This window comes from Bradyrhizobium retamae (assembly GCF_001440415.1).
Taxonomy (GTDB): Bacteria; Pseudomonadota; Alphaproteobacteria; order Rhizobiales; family Xanthobacteraceae; genus Bradyrhizobium; species Bradyrhizobium retamae.
Map to the genome: position 1 here is coordinate 36,641 of NZ_LLYA01000046.1, position 20,577 is coordinate 57,217.

16 protein-coding genes are annotated in these 20,577 nt (G+C 60.6%); 5 read left to right on the forward strand and 11 right to left on the reverse strand.

The features are described from left to right. Window positions 1-164 precede the first annotated feature (164 nt). Both CQ13_RS07610 and CQ13_RS07615 read left to right on the forward strand, forming a co-directional pair. Window positions 165-1,703: an SGNH/GDSL hydrolase family protein gene (locus CQ13_RS07610; RefSeq protein ID WP_057842383.1), complete on the forward strand. Its 1,539-nt coding sequence runs from the start codon at window positions 165-167 to the stop codon at window positions 1,701-1,703. Between the two features lie 286 nt (window positions 1,704-1,989). Further along, window positions 1,990-3,009 (forward strand): N-acetylmuramoyl-L-alanine amidase family protein, encoded by a 1,020-nt coding sequence (locus CQ13_RS07615; protein ID WP_245309075.1) that lies wholly within the window; start codon window positions 1,990-1,992, stop codon window positions 3,007-3,009. A gap of 36 nt (window positions 3,010-3,045) precedes the next feature. Here the strand turns inward: CQ13_RS07615 and CQ13_RS07620 are convergent, their stop codons facing one another. From CQ13_RS07620 to CQ13_RS07670, 11 genes are all read right to left on the reverse strand, one after another. Further along, window positions 3,046-4,074, reverse strand: coding sequence for a hypothetical protein (locus CQ13_RS07620; protein ID WP_430649664.1), 1,029 nt, complete (start codon window positions 4,072-4,074; stop codon window positions 3,046-3,048). A gap of 147 nt (window positions 4,075-4,221) precedes the next feature. Next, window positions 4,222-5,070 (reverse strand): ABC transporter ATP-binding protein, encoded by an 849-nt coding sequence (locus CQ13_RS07625; protein WP_057842489.1) that lies wholly within the window; start codon window positions 5,068-5,070, stop codon window positions 4,222-4,224. Between the two features lie 84 nt (window positions 5,071-5,154). After that, window positions 5,155-6,474 carry an ABC transporter substrate-binding protein gene (locus CQ13_RS07630; RefSeq protein WP_057842490.1) on the reverse strand — a complete coding sequence of 440 codons (1,320 nt, stop codon included), beginning with the start codon at window positions 6,472-6,474 and terminating at the stop codon, window positions 5,155-5,157. A 130-nt stretch (window positions 6,475-6,604) separates the two neighbouring features. Beyond that, entirely contained in the window at window positions 6,605-7,732 is a 1,128-nt protein-coding gene (locus CQ13_RS07635; protein ID WP_057842385.1) for a branched-chain amino acid ABC transporter permease, read from the reverse strand. Window positions 7,733-7,747: 15 nt separating this feature from the next. Next, complete coding sequence (locus CQ13_RS07640; RefSeq protein WP_283807493.1) at window positions 7,748-8,677, reverse strand: branched-chain amino acid ABC transporter permease; 930 nt, start codon at window positions 8,675-8,677, stop codon at window positions 7,748-7,750. A gap of 10 nt (window positions 8,678-8,687) precedes the next feature. Next, window positions 8,688-9,473 carry an ABC transporter ATP-binding protein gene (locus CQ13_RS07645; RefSeq protein WP_057842386.1) on the reverse strand — a complete coding sequence of 262 codons (786 nt, stop codon included), beginning with the start codon at window positions 9,471-9,473 and terminating at the stop codon, window positions 8,688-8,690. Next, window positions 9,470-11,440 carry an AMP-binding protein gene (locus tag CQ13_RS07650; protein ID WP_057842492.1) on the reverse strand — a complete coding sequence of 657 codons (1,971 nt, stop codon included), beginning with the start codon at window positions 11,438-11,440 and terminating at the stop codon, window positions 9,470-9,472. Before CQ13_RS07650 ends, CQ13_RS07645 begins: the two co-directional genes overlap by 4 nt. 377 nt (window positions 11,441-11,817) lie before the next feature. Further along, window positions 11,818-13,326, reverse strand: a complete 1,509-nt coding sequence (locus tag CQ13_RS07655) for an amidohydrolase family protein (RefSeq protein ID WP_057842387.1) — start codon at window positions 13,324-13,326, stop codon at window positions 11,818-11,820. A 424-nt stretch (window positions 13,327-13,750) separates the two neighbouring features. Continuing rightward, window positions 13,751-13,984 carry a hypothetical protein gene (locus tag CQ13_RS07660; protein WP_057842388.1) on the reverse strand — a complete coding sequence of 78 codons (234 nt, stop codon included), beginning with the start codon at window positions 13,982-13,984 and terminating at the stop codon, window positions 13,751-13,753. Between the two features lie 139 nt (window positions 13,985-14,123). Continuing rightward, window positions 14,124-15,047: a complex I NDUFA9 subunit family protein gene (locus CQ13_RS07665; protein ID WP_057842389.1), complete on the reverse strand. Its 924-nt coding sequence runs from the start codon at window positions 15,045-15,047 to the stop codon at window positions 14,124-14,126. A gap of 697 nt (window positions 15,048-15,744) precedes the next feature. After that, the gene (locus CQ13_RS07670; RefSeq protein ID WP_057842390.1) at window positions 15,745-17,283 is read right to left on the reverse strand and encodes a L,D-transpeptidase; all 1,539 of its coding nucleotides are present in this window, start codon (window positions 17,281-17,283) and stop codon (window positions 15,745-15,747) included. A 315-nt stretch (window positions 17,284-17,598) separates the two neighbouring features. Between CQ13_RS07670 and CQ13_RS07680 the strand changes: the two genes are divergently transcribed. Genes CQ13_RS07680 through CQ13_RS07690 form a run of 3 tightly spaced genes read left to right on the forward strand, consistent with a single transcriptional unit; the run spans window position 17,599 to window position 20,575 of the window. Next, on the forward strand, window positions 17,599-18,552 hold the full coding sequence (locus tag CQ13_RS07680; protein WP_063800044.1) for a tripartite tricarboxylate transporter substrate binding protein: 954 nt from the start codon (window positions 17,599-17,601) through the stop codon (window positions 18,550-18,552). A gap of 13 nt (window positions 18,553-18,565) precedes the next feature. Then, window positions 18,566-19,048: a tripartite tricarboxylate transporter TctB family protein gene (locus CQ13_RS07685; protein WP_057842393.1), complete on the forward strand. Its 483-nt coding sequence runs from the start codon at window positions 18,566-18,568 to the stop codon at window positions 19,046-19,048. Between the two features lie 3 nt (window positions 19,049-19,051). Beyond that, window positions 19,052-20,575 carry a tripartite tricarboxylate transporter permease gene (locus CQ13_RS07690; RefSeq protein WP_057842394.1) on the forward strand — a complete coding sequence of 508 codons (1,524 nt, stop codon included), beginning with the start codon at window positions 19,052-19,054 and terminating at the stop codon, window positions 20,573-20,575. The last annotated feature ends 2 nt before the right edge of the window (window positions 20,576-20,577 follow it).

Below are 20,577 nucleotides of genomic sequence, written 5' to 3' on the forward strand. Positions count from 1 at the left end.
CGGTAGCGGATTGGTGTATTGTTATGGGACGGTTCAGCGTGCGCAGCACGGACATGGGCCGTTGCTTGCATGTTCCGCACCGTTTCACGGTAAACTGAGACCCGCCACAGGGCCTTTGTGCTAGTCTAGCCAAGGCAGGTTCTGCGTGTGTGCGGTCCAGAAGCATGCCAAGGGAACCAAAAAGGCAACGCATCTTTACCGAGCGTGGTTGGCTGATTGCGCTGGCCGTCGTGGTGGGGATGTTGCTCGGCATGGCCGGACCAACCTCTGCACAGTTCTTTAATTTCGGCGGATACCAGCAGCGGCCACATCCGCAACGCGGCGGCGGCTGGTTTGGTAACGAACGCGGTGGCGGCTGGTATGGTAACGACACGTTTGCGCCGCCATCGTACCAACCGTACCAGGAGCACGCGCCGCAGCCCCGTTGGAGCGGGCGGCAAGCGCCTCCGCCGGTGCGCGAGGATTTTTCAAAGGCGCCGCCGCCCGAGAAGCGCAACGGTGTACCGGAGCGCCACATTCTTGTGCTCGGTGACGCCATGGCGGACTGGCTCGCCTATGGGCTTGAGAACGTCTATGCCGATCAGCCTGAGATGGGTGTGATCCGCAAGCACAAGACGGTCTCCGGCCTGATCAAGTATCAGCCGAAGGGTGATCCAGCCGATTGGGCCGCCGCTGCCAAAGGCATTCTCGCCACCGAAAAAGCGGACGCCATTGTCGTCATGCTGGGCCTCGATGACCGCGTCGCAATCCGCGAGCCGGCGGTCGACAAATCCGACAATAAGGCCGGGGACAAGAAGGACGCCAAGGCCAAACCTGATGGCAAGGCTTCGGGCGCAAACCCCGGGGCGAAGCCCGATGGCGCAGCCAAGGTGCCGGATCCCGAATTGCCGCCGGACGATGCCGCCGAAAACAGTGGCGCGCGGGCGGTCATTGAACCGGAGAGGAGCGCGCGCTCGCCGAACCACATCCATGAGTTTCGCGAAAAACGCTGGGTCGAACTCTACATGGCAAAGATCGAGGAGATGATCGGCGTACTCAAGTCAAAGGGTGTGCCAGTGCTGTGGGTGGGTCTGCCGGCGGTACGTGGCCCCAGGTCGACCGCCGACACGGCGTTTCTGAATACGCTCTACCGCGATGCGGCTGGCAAGGCCGGCATAACCTATGTCGATGTCTGGGACGGATTTGTCGATGAAACCGGCCGCTTCTTGCAGCACGGCCCCGATTTCGAAGGACAGACCCGCCGGCTGCGCTCTTCCGACGGCGTGTACTTCACCAAGGCCGGCGCGCTCAAGCTCGCGCATTATGCCGAGCGCGAAATCAACCGCCTGCTTGCTGCGCGTTCCGCGCCGGTTGTACTGCCCACTGAGCCGGCCACGCCCGACGCCAGTGCGCAGCCGGATCAGCCGGCGCCGCGTCCGCTCGCCGGACCGATCGTTCCCTTGACGGCCCCCTCTGTCGGCACGAATCAATTGCTCGGCGGTCCGGGGGCGCGGCCTGTGACTATGGATGCGCAAGCGGCGCGGGTCTTGATCACAGGGGAGCCTTTGTCGGCGCCGGCCGGTCGAGCCGACGATTTTGCCTGGCCGCGACGCGAAATCGGACGCGAAGGGGCCAAGGGTGAGACGCCAGTGGCATCAACATCGCTCGATGCCAACGCACGGGCGCCGGCGGCATCGCTAAAGTCGAAAAAGCAACGCCGCTAGAGTTAGACCAACAATCGCTTTTGCGGTTTCCAGGAAATGGCCGAAAAGCCCGTTTGAGTGCACAGATGTGGCTCGATGACAACACCGGCATGAAATCGGGTGGCTGATGCCGTAATCGCCCTCGTCCGACTTGTATCCGCCCTCATTGGATTGCGACCTTTGCGTGTCGAATTCCGTGGGTGGGGTACGATATGTTTTCCATCGGCTATGCCAGGACTTCGTTCGTCGACATCAACGCAAGCCTCATTCGGATTAGCTCGCCTTCGGGTTCGGTTTCTGGGCGAGCATGAAGCGCCGCGCGTTCATTTGTGTTCTCGGCGGTATCGCTTCGCGATTTTGGCGCCGCGGCCGCATTATCATTGCCGCAATGGCCGCAATGATGCTTCTGCCGATCGATGTCAGCGACGCGGGCTGGCTGTCGGACGTCTTCAAAGGTTCGTCAAAACAAGCCAAATCGCCAAAACAAGGCAAGCCGTCAAAGCACCTCACGTCGCGCAAACCAGCCACTTTGGCGAAACGAGCCGCCTCGCCAAAGCGCCGCACCGTAAGGCTTGCGGCACTGGGGCCGGCCGCCCTGCCCTCTGCAGCTTTCAAACCGGTCGCCGCCCTGTGCGATCCCTCCAAGCTCCGGATCGTTCTGGATGTGGGACACACCGCCGAATCGGAAGGCGCGATCAGCGCGCGCAATGTCTCTGAGTTTGTCTTCAATCTGCGCCTTGCGAAGCGGATCGAGGAGAAGTTGAGGGCCGAGGGCTTTACTGAAACCAGGTTGCTCGTGACCGAGGGCAAGGCGAGGCACAGCCTCTTCAAACGCGTCGCCGCCGCCAACAACCTGCACGCGGATCTCTTTCTGTCGATCCACCATGACTCCGTGCCCAACAAATTCCTCGAGGACTGGGAGTTCGAGGGAAAGAAAAGCCATTTCAGCGACCGCTTCAGCGGATATTCCGTCTTCGTCTCCCGCAGCAACCCGGACTTCAAGACGAGTTTCGCCTTCGCCGAACTGATCGCCAAGGAAATGAGGGCTCAGGGCCTCGACTATGCCAAACAATATTCCCAGCCCATCATGGGCCGGTACCAGCGCGAGCTACTGAACAAGGAAACCGGCGTCTATCGCTACGATGAGCTCATCGTGCTGAGAAAAACCCGGATGGCTGCCGTCCTGCTGGAAGCGGGCTCGATTATCAACCGGGACGAAGAGCTCAAAATGAGTTCGCCTGGGCGGAGGGACATCATCAGCAGCGGGGTCACGGCGGCGGTGAAGGCATTTTGCGAGCCCCGATGGGCCATGCTCGGTCCGATCTGACGACGCAGTAGCCGTCGCATCTGAACCCGGCCTGCGTCAACCCTTTGACTGCTTCTTGATTTCGTCGAATGTGGAAAGCGCTCGTTCAAATTTTTCGTTGAACAGCCACATCGCATCGAGAATCTCGCGGTAGGTCGCGGATGTTTTGGCCCGGTCAGCCCGTCCAAAGGTGAAAACGCTGTTATTTCGCAGATAGGCCATGATCTTCGGGTCGGAAATTCTGTAGTCGAGCAGGTTGCGCGAGCCGAGCGCAGACTTGGTCGGGCTCGGGATAATCTGGATCAGTTCAAACAGCTTCATTTGATCGATCGGATCCGGCAGCGTTTTCACGATCGCCGGTACTTGCGGGAAAATATCCGCGTGTGCGTTCATGAGGCCATCCCGCACGGCGGTCCAGTGGTTATACCGATGGTCCAGATTGCCGGCCCGTGCCTCTTCCTTGTCGTCGCGGGCGTTCAGTGCGGGATCAACGGCTGCGATCGACTTCTTTATCGCGGCCCATTTCTTCCGTCCAATTTGATCTTCGGGTACGCCTGTTTGCAAGCTGCCCTTATATTTGTTCGAGCGCGCATTCCCGATGTTCTGATTGCCATTTGTCTCGGCAAAGAACAGGCCCAGGCTGATACGGCCTGCTGCTTCGGCATTGGCCGCATCAAGGCCCTTGGCTCGCGCAATGGCCGTGCCCAGATCGACAACGTCCTTGAATGGAGTATCAGAGTTCTGCGCGTTGGCAGGCGGCGCTTGCATCAGGTCGAAAAGCCTCCTGTACTCGTCGAGCAGCGGCTCATTGTCGGCGCTAAAATACGCCGGAGGGATTCCGTATTTATTGGACCCGCCGATCTTGGACGGAAGAGCGTCGGTGAGATCCTTGTACGCGCTCATCATGTTGTTGCGTGCAAGGTAGAGTGCTTGTCCTGGCAAGTTCGGTAGTTGCTGGTTCGAATTGATCTGCGCGCGCCGCTGGCCCAGGATCGACTCAAAGTTGCTCCGTGCATTATTGTATGCATTGAGCGCATCCGACTGTTTTTTGGTGAGTGCGGCCGGCTCACCCATTGCAGGCGACATGAAGCTGAGATTGCCGACGGCGGCGGCCCCGAGCGAGGTGACCGTGCTGACGATAGCATTGGTGGCAACGGAACCCGGCGCAGTGAAGAAGATTCCGAGAGCAAGAGCTGCCTTGGGCGCAGCCGTATGGCTTTTTATCCCCATGGCCTAAGCGAGCCAGCGCTTGCGTCGCTTGTAGTGCTTCACATCGCGGAATGATTTGCGCTTGTCCCCGGCGATGCCAAGATAGAATTCTTTGACATCCTCATTTGCGGCGAGCGCCCGCGCCTCGCCGTCCATCACTACGCGCCCATTTTCGAGGATATATCCGTGGCTGGCATATTTGAGCGCCATGTTGGTGTTCTGCTCGGCGAGAAGAAACGAGACACCTTCCTTGACGTTGAGATCCTTCACGATCTCGAAGATCTCTCCGACGATCTGTGGCGCGAGGCCCATCGACGGCTCGTCGAGGAGGATCATCTTCGGGCGTGACATCAGCGCGCGGCCGATCGTGCACATCTGCTGTTCGCCGCCCGACGTATAGCCGGCGGTCGAACCACGCCGCTCCCTGAGGCGGGGGAAATAAGTATAGACCCGCTCCAGATCCTGCGCGATCGCAGACTTGCCGTCCCTGCGCGTAAAGGCGCCGGTCAGGAGATTCTCTTCGACAGTGAGGTGGGCGAAGCAACGGCGCCCCTCCATCACCTGAATGCAGCCGCGCCTCACCAGCTCGCTTGGCGATAGCGACTGCACTTCGACGCCGTCGAACAGGATCGAGCCCTTGGTGACCTCGCCGCGCTCCGCATGCAGCAGATTGGAGACTGCCTTCAGCGTCGTTGTCTTGCCCGCGCCGTTGGCGCCGAGAAGCGCGACGATTCCACCTCGCGGCACATCCAGCGATACACCTTTCAACACGAGGATGACGTGACTATAGACAACCTCGATATTGTTGACCGACAGAAACGGCGCTGCCGCTTCCGTCGCCGTAGAAGCCTTGGGGGTAGAAGCCTTGGGGATTGACACGCGGTCCTCTCCAAACGGTTGCAGCTTTCGAAAGATCCGGGAGGAGGCGAACGCTCCACCCGGATCGCTGGGAAGCCTTCAGCTTTCTTTCGAGCAGTCGCGCGGGTGTATGTTCTTCTCCGCGGCATATTTCGCCGAAACATCCTTGACGAGCGGTTCGGTGTTGGCTTGGTTGGCCGTGTACCAGTCGGAGATGACTTTCCAGCTCTTGCCGTCCCACTGCTGTACGCGCCCGTCCCGCGCGCCCTCGTGGTCGGAGCAGGAAATCTTGATCGGCTTCAACATGCCCTCGAAGCCGAGTTCCTTGATCCGTGCATCCGAGAGGTTGAGGTTCTCCAGACCCCAACGGACCTGCTCGCCCGTCAGCGGCTTCTTGCCGAACTTTTCCTGCGCCTTGCGGATCGCCTCCACGCCGAGCATGGCATTCACCATCCCGCGGTTATAGAGAACTTCGCCGACCTTGTCAGGCTCTGACAACCCCTTGCCCTTGGCATAGACGTACTTCTCGATGTCGGCATGCACGGGGAATTTGCCCGCGCCATGCTGAAGCATCAGCGCCTTATAGCCAGCGGCTTGATCGCCTGCGGGCGTCACATCCGGCTCGGCGCCCGACCACCAAACACCGATCATCTTCTCGCGCGGATAGGCAACAGCCGCCGCTTCCTTGACAGCCGTGCCGTTCATCACGCCCCAACCCCAGAGCAAAACATAGTCCGGCCGGTTCTGGCGGATCGCCAGCCATTGCGACTTCTGTTCGACACCGGGGTGCGTGACCGGGATCGGCGTGAACTCAAAGCCGTGCTTCTTTGCCAGCACCTCCAGCATCGGGATCGGCTCCTTGCCGTACGGGCTGTCGTGAAAGAGCAGCGAAATCTTCTTGCCTTTCAGCTTGTCGGCGCCGCCGAGTTCCTTGGCGATGTGCTGGATCGCGATATCGGCCGCGGACCAGTACGTGCCGAGCAGCGGGAAGTTGTACGCGAACACCGCGCCGTTCTTGGAATCGGAACGGCCGTAACCCATCGTGATGATCGGGATCTTGTCAGTCGTGGTCTTTTCGGTGAGGGCGAATGTAATGCCGGTCGACAGCGGATTGAAGAAGGCCGCGCCGGTCGGGCCCTTGCCCTTGAGACGCTCGTAACACTCAACGCCCTTGTCGGTGGCGTAGCCGGTCTCGCATTCCTCGACCAGAAGCTTGACGCCATTGATGCCGCCGTCGCGCTCGTTGACAAGGTTGTAATAGTCGGCCACGCCGTTTGCGTACGGCACGCCGTTCACGGCGTACGCGCCCGTTCGGTAGGATAGTATCGGGATGAACTGCTCGCTCTGCGCTGCAGCAGGAGAGGCAAACGCCCCGCCTGAAAGTATGGCTGCAGCAAGTAATAGTTTGTTGCGTACCATATAACTCTCCTCCTCGTTCAGCCCGTTTTTTCTGTACCGGGTCTTGTTTTCGCGGGCTTCCTTGCCTCCTAATGCCAACGACCGCCGCTCCGCATTGCGATCTTCGGCTTGCTTCGCACTACCCGCCCCTTCAGTAGGGAAACGGCCACAGTCTGAGCTTCTCCTTGCCAATCGATATGAGCCGGGCAAACCCATGTGGCTCCTTGATGAGAAGATAGCAGATCAACGATCCAAAGATGATGAATTCCAGATGAGTAATCGTCTCTGTCGACAGCGGCACACCGAGCTGGGTTGGAAGCAGGTTCAGCATAATGGGCAGGATCAGGATAAAGGCCGCACCGATGAACGACCCCATGATCGAACCCAACCCGCCGATGATCACCATGAACAGGAGCTGCAGCGAACGCTCGATCGAGAAGGCGAGCGGCTCCCACGAGCCCAGATAGACGAACGCCCAAAGTGCGCCCGCCACGCCGATGATAAATGACGAGACCGCAAAAGCTGTAAGCTTCGCGTAGAGTGGCCGGATGCCGATGAGCTCCGCGGCGATGTCCATGTCACGGATTGCCATCCATTGTCTGCCGAGGTTGCCGCGAACGAGATTCTTCGCCAGAAACGCGAACACCGTTACGAAGATCAGGCACAGCATATAGCGCTCGATCGGCGTGCCTACGTTCAGACCGAAGAAATCCAGTGTTGGTGCATTGACCGACCCTGACGGCGCATAATTGGTGAACCACGCCACCCGCAGGAACACCCAGTCAAAAAAGAACTGCGCTGCGAGTGTTGCAACCGCCAGATAGAGGCCCTTGATCCGCAGACTGGGAATACCGAAGAGGATACCGACAACCGCCGCCGTGAGCCCGCCGAGCAAAATAGATAACAGTACGGGCAACGGCGGGATCGAAATCGCGAAGCCAAGCCAGGCAAGCGGAATATGAACGCCGGTCCCCAACTTGTAGGCAGAGTAGGCGCCGACGGCCATGAACGCGCCGCTGCCGAGTGAGATCTGGCCGCAATAGCCGACAAGAATGTTTACGCCGATAGCGGCGAGTGCGAGGATCAGGAAGGGCAGCAGAATGGCGCGGAGCAGATAGTCGCTGCCGAACGGCCAAATGTCGAAGTCGGCCAGCAGCGGCACGCCAATGAAGGCGATACCGAGCAAGATGGCGAGCGCTATACGGTCCTGGTGGATCGGGAAGATCGCCATATCCTCCGCGTAGGTCGTCTTGAATTGGCCAGCCTCGCGATAAAGCACAACTAACTCCTCGTCTCAGACACGTGCGATGATCCGCTCGCCGAACAGCCCCTGCGGCCGCACGAGCAGCACCGCCAACGCCAGCACATAGGCGAACCAATATTCGATACCGCCACCAATATACGACCCCAGGAATACCTCCGCGATCTTCTCGCCCGCACCCACAATGAGCCCGCCGACGATGGCCCCTGGAACCGAGGTAAGACCCCCAATGATCAGAACCGGCAAGGCCTTCAGCGCGAGAAACGTGATCGAGAACTGCACACCCAGCTTGGTACCCCACACGGTCGCCGCAACCAGCGCAACGAGACCGGCAACTAGCCAGACCACAAACCAGATCCAGCCGATTGGAATCCCGACCGACTGCGCTGCCATATGGTCATCGGCAACCGCCCTGAGCGCGCGACCGGTCTTGGTTTGCTGGAAGAAGATCGCGAGACCCGCGACCAGAATGCCAGCGATAAAGCCGCCCCAGACATCCAGCTTGTTGACCAGAATTCCACCGGGAAAGAGATTGTCAAACAGGAACCAGGCATCCGTCGGAAACAGCCGCAAAGGGTAAGAGCCGGAACCGAAGATCATCTGCGCCGCCCCCTCGAGGATGAATGTCACGCCGATGGTGGACATGAACAGCGTGAGGCCATCCTGATTGACGAGAGGTCCGATCACGAACCGCTCGATCAGCCAGGCCGTTATCGCCATGATCACTGCGGCGAAGCCGATTCCGAGGACGATCGCAACCCAAAGCGGGAAGCCGTTCGCCACGAGGAGATCGAGCGAACGAACCAGCGCCAACCCGGCGAGCAACACCATTGCGCCTTGCGCAAAATTAAAGACGCCGGATGCCTTGAAGATCAACACGAAGCCGAGCGCGACCAGCGAATACAGGACGCCAGACATCAATCCGCCGATCAGCACCTCGAGAAATTGACCCAATGCGATCACACTATGCTCCCTAGTGCGCGATGCCGAGATAGGCGTCGATGACGCCCTGATTCTTCTTGACCTCATCCGGCGTTCCGTCGGCGATCTTCACGCCATGATCGAGCACCACCACGCGATGGGAGAGATCCATCACCACAGCCATGTCATGCTCGATCAGCGCGATGGTCGTGCCGTAATAGTCGTTCACGTCGAGGATGAACCGCGACATGTCCTTCTTCTCTTCGAGGTTCATGCCTGCCATCGGTTCGTCAAGCAGCAGGAGATCGGGCTCCATCGCAAGGGCGCGGCCGAGTTCGACCCGTTTCTGCAGACCGTATGGCAAGCGCGCGACCGGCACCTTGCGGATCGGTTCGATCTCCAGAAAATCGATGATCTCTTCGACCCGGTGCCGATGCTCGATCTCCTCCGCCAGCGCAGGGCCGTAGCGCAGCATCTGCCACAGAAGGCCTCGCCGCATCTTCAATGTGCGGCCAGCCATTATATTGTCGAGCGCGCTCATTCCCTTGAACAGCGCGACGTTTTGAAAGGTGCGCGCAATGCCGCCACGGGACGCCTCGAACGGCTGCATCTGGGCGCGGGTTCGTCCCTTGAAGGTGATGGCACCGCGATTGGGATGATAGAAGCCGTTGATGACGTTGAGCATCGAAGTCTTCCCGGCGCCATTCGGTCCGATGATGGCGCGAATTTCACCTTTCCTGATGTCAAGCGAAACATTCCTCAGCGCTTTCACGCCGCCAAACGCCAGCGATACCCCCTCGACCTGAAGCAGGATTTCGCTCGTGTCCGGCATCCTCATGCGGCCCTCCCCAAGGGTTCCGTCGCGCCAATTGCCGGCACGTCGCGGATCTTTACCCGCGCCGCAATCACGCCTTTGCGGCCATCCTCAAAAGTGACTTCGGTGGAAATGTCCGCTTCATGCGAACCGTCGTAAAGCGCTGCGACCAATGGCGCATAGCGCTCGGCGATAAATCCGCGGCGAACTTTCTGCGTGCGTGTCAATTCGCCATCGTCTGCGTCCAACTCCTTATGCAGAATCAGAAAGCGGCGAATCTGTGCGCCAGCCATCACCTTTTCCTCCGCGAGGGAGCGGTTCACTTCGGCAACGCTTTTCGCCACCAGGTCGTAGACCAGCGGATGCCCCGCCAGTTCCTGATAGGAGCCGTAGGCAATGTTGTTGCGTTCGGCCCAGCTCCCCACCGCAGTCAGGTCGATATTGAGAATGGCGCAAACGAACTCCCTGGAATCGCCGAAGGCGACCGCTTCCTTGATGCTTGGAAAGAACTTCAACTTGTTCTCAAGATACTTCGGCGCAAATATCGTTCCGTCGGCCAGCCGGCCCACATCCTTTGCGCGATCGATGATCTTCAGATGTCCCGTCTTCTCATCGAAGAAGCCGGCATCACCGGTCTTGACGTAACCGTCAGGCGTCAGGGTCTCCGCAGTTCTCGCTTGATCCTTGAAATATCGGACAAACATGCCGGGTGAACGGAATTGCACCTCGCCTGATTCCGCAATGCGAATGTCGACGTTCGGCGCCGCCGGCCCAACAGTATCGGAGTAGATTTCCCCGTCAGGCTGACACGTAACGTAGAGGAACGCTTCAGTCTGACCGTAGAGCTGCTTCAGGTTCAATCCGATCGAGCGGTAAAACGCGAAAAGATCCGGACCAATGGCTTCACCTGCAGTATAGGCAACGCGCACGCGAGACAGGCCGAGAACGTTTTTAAGGGGCTCGTAGAGTATCGAGCGTCCCAGCGCATAGAGTAGCCGGCCTGACACCGGCACCGGCTTTCCGGTCAAAATCGATTCGCCATGCCGTCGCGCAATGCCGAGGAAGTAGTCGAACATACGCCGCTTGATTGGCGCAGCATCCTCCATTCGGATCATCACCCGCGTCAGCATGTTTTCGAAAACGCGCGGCGGAGCGAAATAGAAGGTTGGTCCGATCTCGCGCAAATCCTGCTCGACCGTCTCACCGCTCTCGGGACACGCCATGCAAAAACCGGCGGCAAGGCCCTGCGCATAGTTGAGGTAATGATCTCCCACCCAGGCGAGCGGCAGATAAGCAAGCGCCACGTCGTTCTGGGTCAACCTGTCGAATCTGACAGTATCCGTTACAGCGTCGATGCACCGTCGCGCCGACAGCATGACGCCCTTCGACGCGCCGGTTGTCCCCGAGGTATAGAGGATGATCGAGATGTCAGAACCTTCACCCTGACGGATGATTTCATCGATCTGCTCGCCAAACGCAGCGTTGCCCGCAAGCGCGGCCCGGCCGTCTTCGATGACATCGTGGATTGCGATCAGCCGGCTGTGATCGTAGTCGCGGAGTCCACGCGGTTCATCGTAGACAATCTTCCGGAGATGCGGCACCCGATCGGATACGGACAAAACCTTGTCGACCTGCTCCTGATCTTGCGCCGCAACAAGCTTTACGTCGGCGTGGGCAAGAACGTAGGTAAGCTCGTCAGCAACCGCATCCGAATAGACCGGGACCGGAATCGCACGCAGCGCCTGCGCTGCCATCATGGTCCAATAGAGCTTCGGCCGGTTGGAGCCGACGATGGCGATCGTTTCGCTCGGCTGCAACCCAATCCGCTGCAAACCCGCGGCATAAGCACGTACGATCCCGGCGACCTCGGTCCAAGTCCATGTCTGCCAGATGCCAAGGTCCTTGTGCCGAAACGCCGGATGGTTGCCAAATTTCGCGGCGTTTCGCAGCAGCAACTTGGGGAACGTGTCAAACGATCCGCCATCGGCCATGTCGGTCTCCACCCAAAACCGGCACGTTGGTTCGCGCCTGCTTATGGTGATCTGCGCGCTTTAAGCAGCAGCCATGCGAGTTCCGCATGCTTCCCTTGAGAATACAATTGATCGAAAGTCCTACAAGCCCGGTTTGGCAGTCCCGGATGCGACCAATTGTGTTGGCGCATGTTGCGACGCAATCATCCTATGCCGGTTGTGGGGCACAAACGGACTTTCCGGGATGTGAGCTAGGAGCCAAAAAGTAGATATCGCACGAAGCGTTTGGTTTTCATCCGAAACCAAAATTGCCTCTGTCGATCTATAACCCTTCACTGCAGCCGCGCGTCGACCGCGCCCGTGAAGATGCTCGCTCCACCGGCGCGGCCGTCTAACGTTTACGCGGCGCGAACGTAGCCGTAGCGCATGTTCGAGGGCGCCTTGGCCGCCTGCGTGTACTCGTTCTTGAGCGAAGCGAGGCGGTCCTCGGAATAGGCCGGCATCCTGGTGTTGTCAGCCGCTCTCAGCTTGATCTTGTAGAATCTGGTGGCGTTGCCCGCGAAGATCAGTTGCTTGGTGGCGCTATTGGCATCGCCGAGTGGCGCAAAGCCGTACTTCTTCTGCATGTCCTCCGGGATTTCGAGCCGGCGCATCGCCTCGATCTGCCACTGCGGTGAGCCGTACCAGACCGAGTCGGTGCCCCACATCACGTGGTCTACCCCCATACCCTTGATCAGCGTGCCGATCAGCGCGGCACAGAATTTCGGATGCGCCACCGCCGAGTTGGCAAAGCACGTGCCGAGCTCGGCATAAACATTGGTGACGCCGAACTTCTGCGGGATTTCCGAAAGATCCGTAGCCCACTGGATGCGGCCGGTCTGCTCGAACTCGGCCCACGCCCTGTCCGGCAGTTCGGTGAACGGCCGTAGCGCCGAGTGATAGATCACGAAGTTCATCTGCGGCCAATCCTTGGCAGCCTTTCCGATGTCCCACGCGGTTGCATATTCCCACACGCCGGCGAACGACTTCTCGTAATCCGGCGGCAGCAGCCCCTTGTGGATGCACAGCGTATTGATGCCGGCCTTTACCGCTTTCTCGTAAAACGGATACATCACCTGCTCGTCGTCGAGCCGCCACGGATATTTGGAGGGCGCCAGCGGATCGCCGATCGTGTAGGACTTCCAGGAATCCGGCTTGTAGACCTCGATCGCCTTGTCGACCTCCTCCATCCAGCCGGGCTGCTTTGGGGTGATGACGCTGTGCGCCAGCAGCCGGCGCGAGCCGGCGAAGTCGTTGATGAGTTCGCGTGCCTTGACGATCTGCTCATTGGAAAGAAGCCACCAGCTCGGATCGTCGAACGGCGCGCCGCTCAACAGCGCCATGTTGGTGTCGCTGTCGTAGTAGATCTCTTTCACATAGTTCTGAAACTTGTAGCGGGCGAGCGAGGACACGCCCTCCTCCTTCATCTTCGGGTTCCAGTGTTGGCTGGCAAAGTCCGCCAGCCCCAACAGCTCCTTGTGATCGAAGTCATCACGCACGAAGTGGGTCTGAACGTCGAAAATGAACTGGTTGGCGAGGCCTTGCGCGCGCGCCCGCATCAATTCGGGCTCTCGCGCCTCAGCAGGCGCGACCTGGAAAACATTGCCGTAGACGTCGTTCATGGCGAGGAATGCAGCCGCCATGCCGCAGCTCGTGTGCAGGAACTGCCTGCGGCTCAAGCCGAGGTGCTTGCCGTTCGCGTCGGCGAGCTCATTGATCCGGGCCTCGACCTTCTTTTGCACGGCGCTCTGCGGGGGCGGCAGATACTCGCCATTGGAAACAATCTGCGTGGGAATCGGCGTTGCCGCCGATGCCGCCTCCGCGCCCGCGACAAGACGCTGCTCTCGCTCGCTAAGCCAGGTGCTCATTGTTCTTCTCCCTGTTTGTTGGGCCACGACGGCGCTGGTCGGTGCGCGCATCAGCTTCCGCGTTTGGCCACTCTCGATCAGTCGGGTGGACGAAATAGGCATACCTCCGTTCAACCATGCATGAGGCCATCACACTCGCCTCACGCGGAGGCCGAGTCTCTTCATCACGTCATTCTGTGAGGGTACAGACACACTTGAAAACTACTTGCGGTAGTGGCGCATCTTCGCCGAATTCAATGCTCAAATTTTCAACGGCGCAAGTAAAGTTATCCGGCAGTCATGCTGTCCCAAAGCGCCCCATTGCGACCGGCTGGCTTGCCCGAGTGAGCGCAAAGCGCCGTCGGTCTCACGAGGCGCTCGTTGAAAATGAAGCATCGTCCTTCGCGGACAAATGGAGGGACCCTGCCCGCGTCAATTGCCGGGCCTAGACTCGATCCCGTAGCCCTTTGACGCCTTCCCTTTCGGCGCAATGCTCGCAGCAAAAGAAAGTGCCGGACTTCTCCAATCCGTGCCCGACGATGCGGATGCCGCAATGATCGCAAGTCGGCGCGAGCGCATGAATGGCGCACTCGAAACTATCGAAGGTATGCGCCTTGCCGTTCATTGTGACCTGAAAGGACTTGTCATAGTCATTGCCGCAGGTTTCACATGTAGCCATGATGTCCGCCTCCGTTATGGCGCGGTCGCCCCTTCGGGTTTGTTTGAGTTCAATAACGGTATCTCCAAAGGTTGGTTCCCCATCTTGAGCGCAACATCGACAATCCCGGCGTCCGTTGACGCGGCGCAATCGAGGAATCTCATCCTCCGGAGTTCGACAGCATCTTCTGGAGTATTGTCTCGATCGAGTGCGGCGATATCCCAAGCTCGGCAAATCCAGGCATATCCGGCGATGACACGGTGTCGATTTCCATCAGCTCCACTTGATTGCGCGTCAGGAATGGAATCCGGAGCGTTTCGGAGGCCCATGCCAGTGCATGCCAGGCGACAAACGGAATTGGAAGCAGTCGAGGCGCAAGTCCGGCCTGATGCGCCACGGCTCTCAGCAACTCCTCGTAAGAGTAGACGCGAGGACCGCCGAACTCGAAGATATCAGGCGTCTCGGCGTGCTGCATGATCCGGCCAATCGCGTCCGCAACATCATCCACATAGGCCGGCTGCAATCTGGTCACGCCGCGGCCGAACATCGGATAGACGGGAAGCTGGCGGAGCAGCTTGAGGATGACGACGAGAAACGCGTCGTCCGGTCCGAACATCACCGCCGGACGGATGAACGTTGCCTCGGCGAACGCGGCCCGGACCACCTGCTCACCCTCGCCACGCTTTCGGATGTAGCGTGATGGTGAGGCGGCATCGGAGCCGATTCCTGAAATATGGACGAGTCTTTTGACGCCAGCCCTGTGCGCTTGAACGGCTACCCGCCGGGCGGCCTCGACGTGAACGGAATGAAAAGTCTCCGCTCCGCGCTCGATGTAAAGACTGACCGCATTCACAACGCCGTAAGCGCCGGCAAGCGCATCCGCTACCGACCGCTCGTCGTGAATGTTGGCCTCTACGGATTGAAGTTGCGGATCATCAGCACCAGGCAATGTGTAGCCGTGATCCGGATGCCTTGACGCGACCCGAACGGAAAATCCGCATGAGCGCAGATGTCGAACGATGCGGCGGCCCAGAAAGCCGGTTCCGCCAAACACGGTGACGATCTGACCGTTCGTTGCCACCATGGCCCCTTCGCCAATTCATGTCGCAACCGCCCCATTATAACGGCTTCGAACCCTGCTGCGAGGAATAACTGCCAGTCTACGATGAGGCCGAATCTGGTGGTCTTGCGGTACGGAACGCGCAAAGAGCCCGCGAGGGCGCAGGCGTTGGCAGCAATCGCTCTACAGGCAGGGCAATCGCTCTGGCGCAGCCACAGCTCCGATCCGCTAGATCATCACGGTGCCCACGTCGAACCGGACGGAGAAAAAAGATGATCTGGAACAGCATCGTCGGACCCCGTGCGATTGCACCCGCTTCTGCGCGCTGGTCCGCAATATCTGATTGTGCTCGCAAGACGGCTGAGACAGTCTCTGACTTCGCCAGCATCGTTCGCAACCTGGCTATGGACGTACGCGATAGCTACCGGCCCGAGCTGCACTACATGCGTGGCCCCGGCCCGAAATGGCGCGCCAAGCATCAGCCTTGGCCAAGATTCGATTCTGACCGCCCACGTTCCCCTGTGTGCTAGAGAGGATCCCCTCATGCGGAACCTTAGCTTCGGCTGCGGGCTGATGGCTTTGATGTTCTTCAGCAGCCGCAGTGGTCACGATGACGCCGCCGACCCGTTCAGGGAAAGGCGTGAGCCACCCGGTGAATGAGCTGTAACAGGGGCCGTTTGACCCTGAGCGAGCATCCGGCCTGCGCGCGGCGTGCCGCGTCTTACCACGACCAGCCCGGTTGCACCTGTTGATAATACTGCCCGCCGCGACGGCGCATGGTGCCAGGTTGGGGGTTCGAATTGGGCTGGAACAAGGGGAAGAAGCTGTCGGCACCCCAGTCGTTGCCGCTTGCAATGACATCGGGCGTAGGCTGGCGCGTAATGAAGCCGCCCTGCGGCTGGTTGCTCAGCACCGCGACGAACTCGGTGCGATAGTTGGTCTCGCGGCTCAGCGGCTCGTCCGAGACGATGATCGAGGATCGCGGCAATGCGGTCGGCGCGATGCGATCGAGCACATCCTGCGGGATGGAGATGCGGTCGAACGCGCTTTTGGCGTCATCGGCGTTGTCGATCGTGACTGCGGTCCAGCGCAGGCCCTTGTCGCTATGCGCCACCGCCGTGAAAACATGCGTGCCGATCCGCTTCTCGGGATTGCGGATCGTGACCGGAACCTCGATAGACGCATCGAACACTTCGCCGCCGCCGTCCGGCGCCGGCTTATGCGTGTTGCGCCGCACGTAAAGCTTCTGCGTCGCGCGGCTGACGTAGACCGAGACCGGTTCGAGCGCGAGCTTCGCCTCGCTCGCCGCCTTGGCGGCGTCGGCCTTCCTGGTCGCCGCCACCTTGGCGGCGTCCTTGGCCTCGGCGGCGGTGGGCTTCGACTTCGCGTCGGCCTGGGCGGTATCGAGCCGCGTCCCCAGGTCCGCGGCCTTGGCGGCGGCCTTTTGCTTAAGGTCCTCGGCTCGCGCCCTGGCCTCGTCCGTCTTTGCGGCGCCGAGCGCCTTGTCGGCTAACGCGAGCTCGGCGTCGGCGCGCTTCTTGAGCCCTTCCAGCTTGCGCAGCGACGCCGTGAGCGATGCCGCCTCGCGCGCCGCTGTCACCGCGGCTTTCTTCGCCTCGTCGGCCGTCCTGGCGGCCTCAGCGGCCTCGCGGACGAGCGTCTCGGCACGCGCCGGAGCGGCTGCGACGGCCCCCGCGTTTGGCACGAACAGCGCGGGGTGAGAAAACTCGACCGGAGCCGCGTCGTTTGGCGAGATGATCACCCGCATTCCGATCCGCGTCTTGTCGAACAGCTTTTCCGCAAAGCCGTAGGGCATCCGCACGCAGCCATGCGAAGCCGCATACCCCGGTAGCGGCCCGCCGTGCAGTGCGATGCCGTTCCAGGTGATGCGCTGCATGTTCGGCATCTCGGCATCGTCATACATGTTCGAGCGGTGGTCCTTGTTCTTCTCGACGACGGTGAAGACACCGGCCGGCGTCTCGCGTCCCGTGGTGCCGGTCGACACCGGCGCGCGCAGGATCCAGCCGTCGGCGTCGTAGAGAGTGACCTGCTGGGTCTTGATCGACACGATCGCCATGATCGGCTCGCCTGCATCGCGCGGCGCTGTCTCCTCGGTGGGTGCCGCGGGGCGCGCCTGTCTCGCCGCGGCGTCGGCGGTCAACGCGGTCAGTGCAGCCATCGCCACGAGCGCCGCAATGGCGGGAGGCTCCCGGCGCCGCATCGCCACTCTGGACTGCGCCGTCTTAAATCGAGTTACCATGCCACGCCCCGGTTGAAATGTTTGTCAGCGCTTACATCGATGAAGTGTCGGATTTTGGACTAACTGACCGCCGCCGCCATCCACGCCGCCAATTCGCGCCCAAGGGACTATCGGCACATTCCGGCGGCAACTCTCTCATATACGACAGCCCGCGGAGGAGGAAGGATGGCTTGCGGCTGAAATTGGCTCCAAACGGATTTCGCGGTCCTGTCGACGAATGTCCGTTTTTGGAGCAAGTCGCATCATTGTTTGCGAAGTTCTGGCGTCTTGCTATGATCGAAAAAAAATCAATCAACAGCGATAGGGAGAAGCGTCATGAGGACCGTGCTCCGTATTTTGGCGTTGGCAACAGCGTTGGCCGCGATGGCCATGCCGGCCGCGGCTCAAAACTATCCTGAGCGCCCGATCAAGATGATCGTGCCGTGGGCGGCAGGCGGCGATACGGACAACATCTTCCGTCCCTTTGCGCCACTTCTACAGAAGCACATCGGTCAGCCAATCGTGATCGCCAACGTCACGGGCGCCTCCGGCACAGTCGGGGCGCGCGAAGCCAAGGGCTCGCCGCCGGACGGCTACACGCTTTATGCGGTGCACGACTACATCCACCTTGTGCACTATGCCGGCGTCACAGAGGTCAAATACAGCGACTTCGAGCCGATCTGCCTGCTCTCTGCGACGCCATCGGTCCTGACGGCGAGCCCCAAGACGCCCTGGAAGAGCTGGGCCGAGCTTGCCGAGGACGCCAAGAAGCGTCCGGGCCAGATCACCGTGGGGGCTACCCTTGGATCGACCAGCCACATCTTCCCGGCGCTCATCGAAAAGGCAGCCGGCGTCAAGTTCAAATACGTCTCCTATGAAGGCCTTGCGCCGCGCATGAATGCCATTCTCGGCGGCCATATTGATTTGACGGATTCCAACCTGACGCAGAAGGGCAAGGTCGATGCAGGGCAGCTAAAGTTTCTTGCCATTGCTGCCGAGAAGCGCGATCCCGAAGCCCCTGACGTGCCGACGCTGAAGGAGCTCGGCATGGACATCGTCTACGCGGTTTTGCGCGGCCTGCTGGTACCAAAGGGCACGCCCGCCGCGGTGCGCGCCAAGCTGGACGAGGCCTGCGGAAAAGCCGCCAAGGAGGCGGAGTTTGCGGACGCAATGAAGAAGCAAGGCACGCGCGTCTCCTATCTCAACGCCGCCGAATACGGTCCATTCCTCGACAAGCTCGACCGGGAGAGCAAGGTGATCATGACCGAGCTCGGTCTTGCCAAGCAATGAGACTTGCTAAGCAATGAGACTTGGCCGCGATAGCGTTGCCGGATTGATCTTCCTCGCGGTCAGTCTGGCTCTGCTCGTGCAATCGTTTGGACTTCCGCAGTTACCGCTGGTGCCGGTCGGTCCCGGCTTCTATCCGCGCATTGTCCTGATCTTCATGGCTGTGACCAGCGCGGCACTGATCGTGCAGGACCTGCTCGCGCGGCGCGCTGAGCCGGCCGACGTCCCTGCTCCGGCGCAGCCGCAACGAGCCTATGGCCTGGTCGCGCTCGCCTTCGTCATTGTTGCGCTTTACTTGGTACTTCTGCCTCTGCTCGGCTATCGCATCGCCACCGTCCTGTTCGTCGCCGCGTTGCAGGCGACGCTCGAGAGGCCTACGACCTGGCGGCAATGGGCGGTCCTCGCGGCAATAGCGATTGGCACGTCGGCGGTGACGTACCTGGTCTTCGAGCGGTATCTCACGGTGCTGCTTCCTCGCGGTAGCTGGACAGACTGGTAGGCCATGTTCGAGCTTTTGGGACATGGGCTGCTGACGCTGCTGCAGTGGAACTATCTCGTTCCGCTGTTCGCCGGCACGCTCATTGGCGTCATCGGCGGCGCGCTGCCGGGCGTCACCATCACGATGACGATCATCGTCATCCTGCCGTTCACCTATGGTCTCGATCCGTTGCAGGGGCTGGCCGCCATGACCGGCGTCTATGTCGGCGGCTCCGCCGGCGGCCTGGTCACCGCGTGTCTGCTGGGAATTCCGGGCACGCCTTCGGCGATCGCCGCGACCTTCGACGGCTTTCCGATGGCGCGGGGTGGCGCGCCGGGCCGGGCGATCTGGCTGGGCGCGTGGTCATCGTTCTTCGGCGGGATGCTCGGCGGGCTGTTCCTGATCCTGGTGACCGGGCCGCTGGCGGCCATCGCACTTCAGTTCGGACCGTGGGAGTATTTCTCGCTATTCGTGCTGGCCATGGCAATGGTGGCGGGCCTGGCCGAGTCCTCGTTCATCAAGGGCCTGCTGTCGACTGCCATTGGCCTCCTGATCACCGTCATCGGCACGGACCCGATCGGCAGCGTGCCGCGCTTCACCTTCGGGTCTGAGTTCATCAGCGGCGGCTTCCCGTTCCTGCCGGTGCTGATCGGGATCTTTGCCTTCGCGCAGATCATGTCCGATATCGAGAAGGCAGGAGTGCCAAAGACGCCCGAGGCCGTTCTGGCCGCGCAGCCGAGTCTGCGGGTTTCCCACCTCAAGGTGATCGGCGAAATCCTCGGCCGTCCGTTCCTGCTCTTGTGGTCGACGGTCGTCGGCATCCTGATCGGCGTATTGCCGGCGATCGGCGGCAGCGCCGCCAATATGCTGGCCTACGACCAGGCGAAGAAATTCTCGCGCCATCCCGAGCGTTTCGGCACAGGCATCCCTGAGGGCATCATCGCCTCTGAGTCCTCCAACAATGCCAATGTCGGCGGCTCGCTGGTGACCATCATGGCGTTCGGCATCCCGGGCGACGCCGTGACCGCGGTCATGCTGGGCGCCATGACGATCCATGGCATCCAGTCGGGGCCGCTGTTCGTCTCCCAGCAACCCGCCCTCGCCTACGGTATCTACGCCGCATACATTTTGGCCCACCTGCTGATGGTGCTGATCCTGGCCGCGGGGGCGCCATTCATGCTTCAGATCACCCGGGTCAGGCTCGCGGTGCTTGCGCCCGTCGTGCTGGTGCTTTGCGTGATCGGTGCTTACGCGCTCAACAACACCATGCAGAGCGTGTATGTCTTACTCATCTTTGGTGTGTTCGGTTATGCGCTAGTGAGGTGCGGATTTCCGCTGGCTCCGCTGATCCTCGGCCTCATCCTCGGCGATCAGATCGAGATCAACCTTATCCGAGCGATCATGACGGACGACAACCCGCTGCTGTTCTTCACGCGGCCGATTTCCGGCGCGTTGCTGCTCTGTGCGGCGCTCTCGGTCGCCTTGGCTGTCTGGCAGCACATGCGTCATCAGGCGCGAACACCGCGTGAGGGAGCGCCCGAGTTCTGATG

What these genes read in the sequence shown, in the direction of transcription:
- CQ13_RS07680 (WP_063800044.1), top strand. Translation starts at nt 17,599, where the DNA reads ATGAGGACCGTGCTCCGTATTTTGGCGTTGGCAACAGCGTTGGCCGCG.
- CQ13_RS07650 (WP_057842492.1), bottom strand. Translation starts at nt 11,440, where the DNA reads ATGGCCGATGGCGGATCGTTTGACACGTTCCCCAAGTTGCTGCTGCGA.
- CQ13_RS07630 (WP_057842490.1), bottom strand. Translation starts at nt 6,474, where the DNA reads ATGGTACGCAACAAACTATTACTTGCTGCAGCCATACTTTCAGGCGGG.
- CQ13_RS07645 (WP_057842386.1), bottom strand. Translation starts at nt 9,473, where the DNA reads ATGAGGATGCCGGACACGAGCGAAATCCTGCTTCAGGTCGAGGGGGTA.
- CQ13_RS07620 (WP_430649664.1), bottom strand. Translation starts at nt 4,074, where the DNA reads ATGTCGCCTGCAATGGGTGAGCCGGCCGCACTCACCAAAAAACAGTCG.
- CQ13_RS07655 (WP_057842387.1), bottom strand. Translation starts at nt 13,326, where the DNA reads ATGAGCACCTGGCTTAGCGAGCGAGAGCAGCGTCTTGTCGCGGGCGCG.
- CQ13_RS07685 (WP_057842393.1), top strand. Translation starts at nt 18,566, where the DNA reads ATGAGACTTGGCCGCGATAGCGTTGCCGGATTGATCTTCCTCGCGGTC.
- CQ13_RS07615 (WP_245309075.1), top strand. Translation starts at nt 1,990, where the DNA reads ATGAAGCGCCGCGCGTTCATTTGTGTTCTCGGCGGTATCGCTTCGCGA.
- CQ13_RS07610 (WP_057842383.1), top strand. Translation starts at nt 165, where the DNA reads ATGCCAAGGGAACCAAAAAGGCAACGCATCTTTACCGAGCGTGGTTGG.
- CQ13_RS07660 (WP_057842388.1), bottom strand. Translation starts at nt 13,984, where the DNA reads ATGGCTACATGTGAAACCTGCGGCAATGACTATGACAAGTCCTTTCAG.
- CQ13_RS07690 (WP_057842394.1), top strand. Translation starts at nt 19,052, where the DNA reads ATGTTCGAGCTTTTGGGACATGGGCTGCTGACGCTGCTGCAGTGGAAC.
- CQ13_RS07670 (WP_057842390.1), bottom strand. Translation starts at nt 17,283, where the DNA reads ATGGTAACTCGATTTAAGACGGCGCAGTCCAGAGTGGCGATGCGGCGC.
- CQ13_RS07665 (WP_057842389.1), bottom strand. Translation starts at nt 15,047, where the DNA reads ATGGTGGCAACGAACGGTCAGATCGTCACCGTGTTTGGCGGAACCGGC.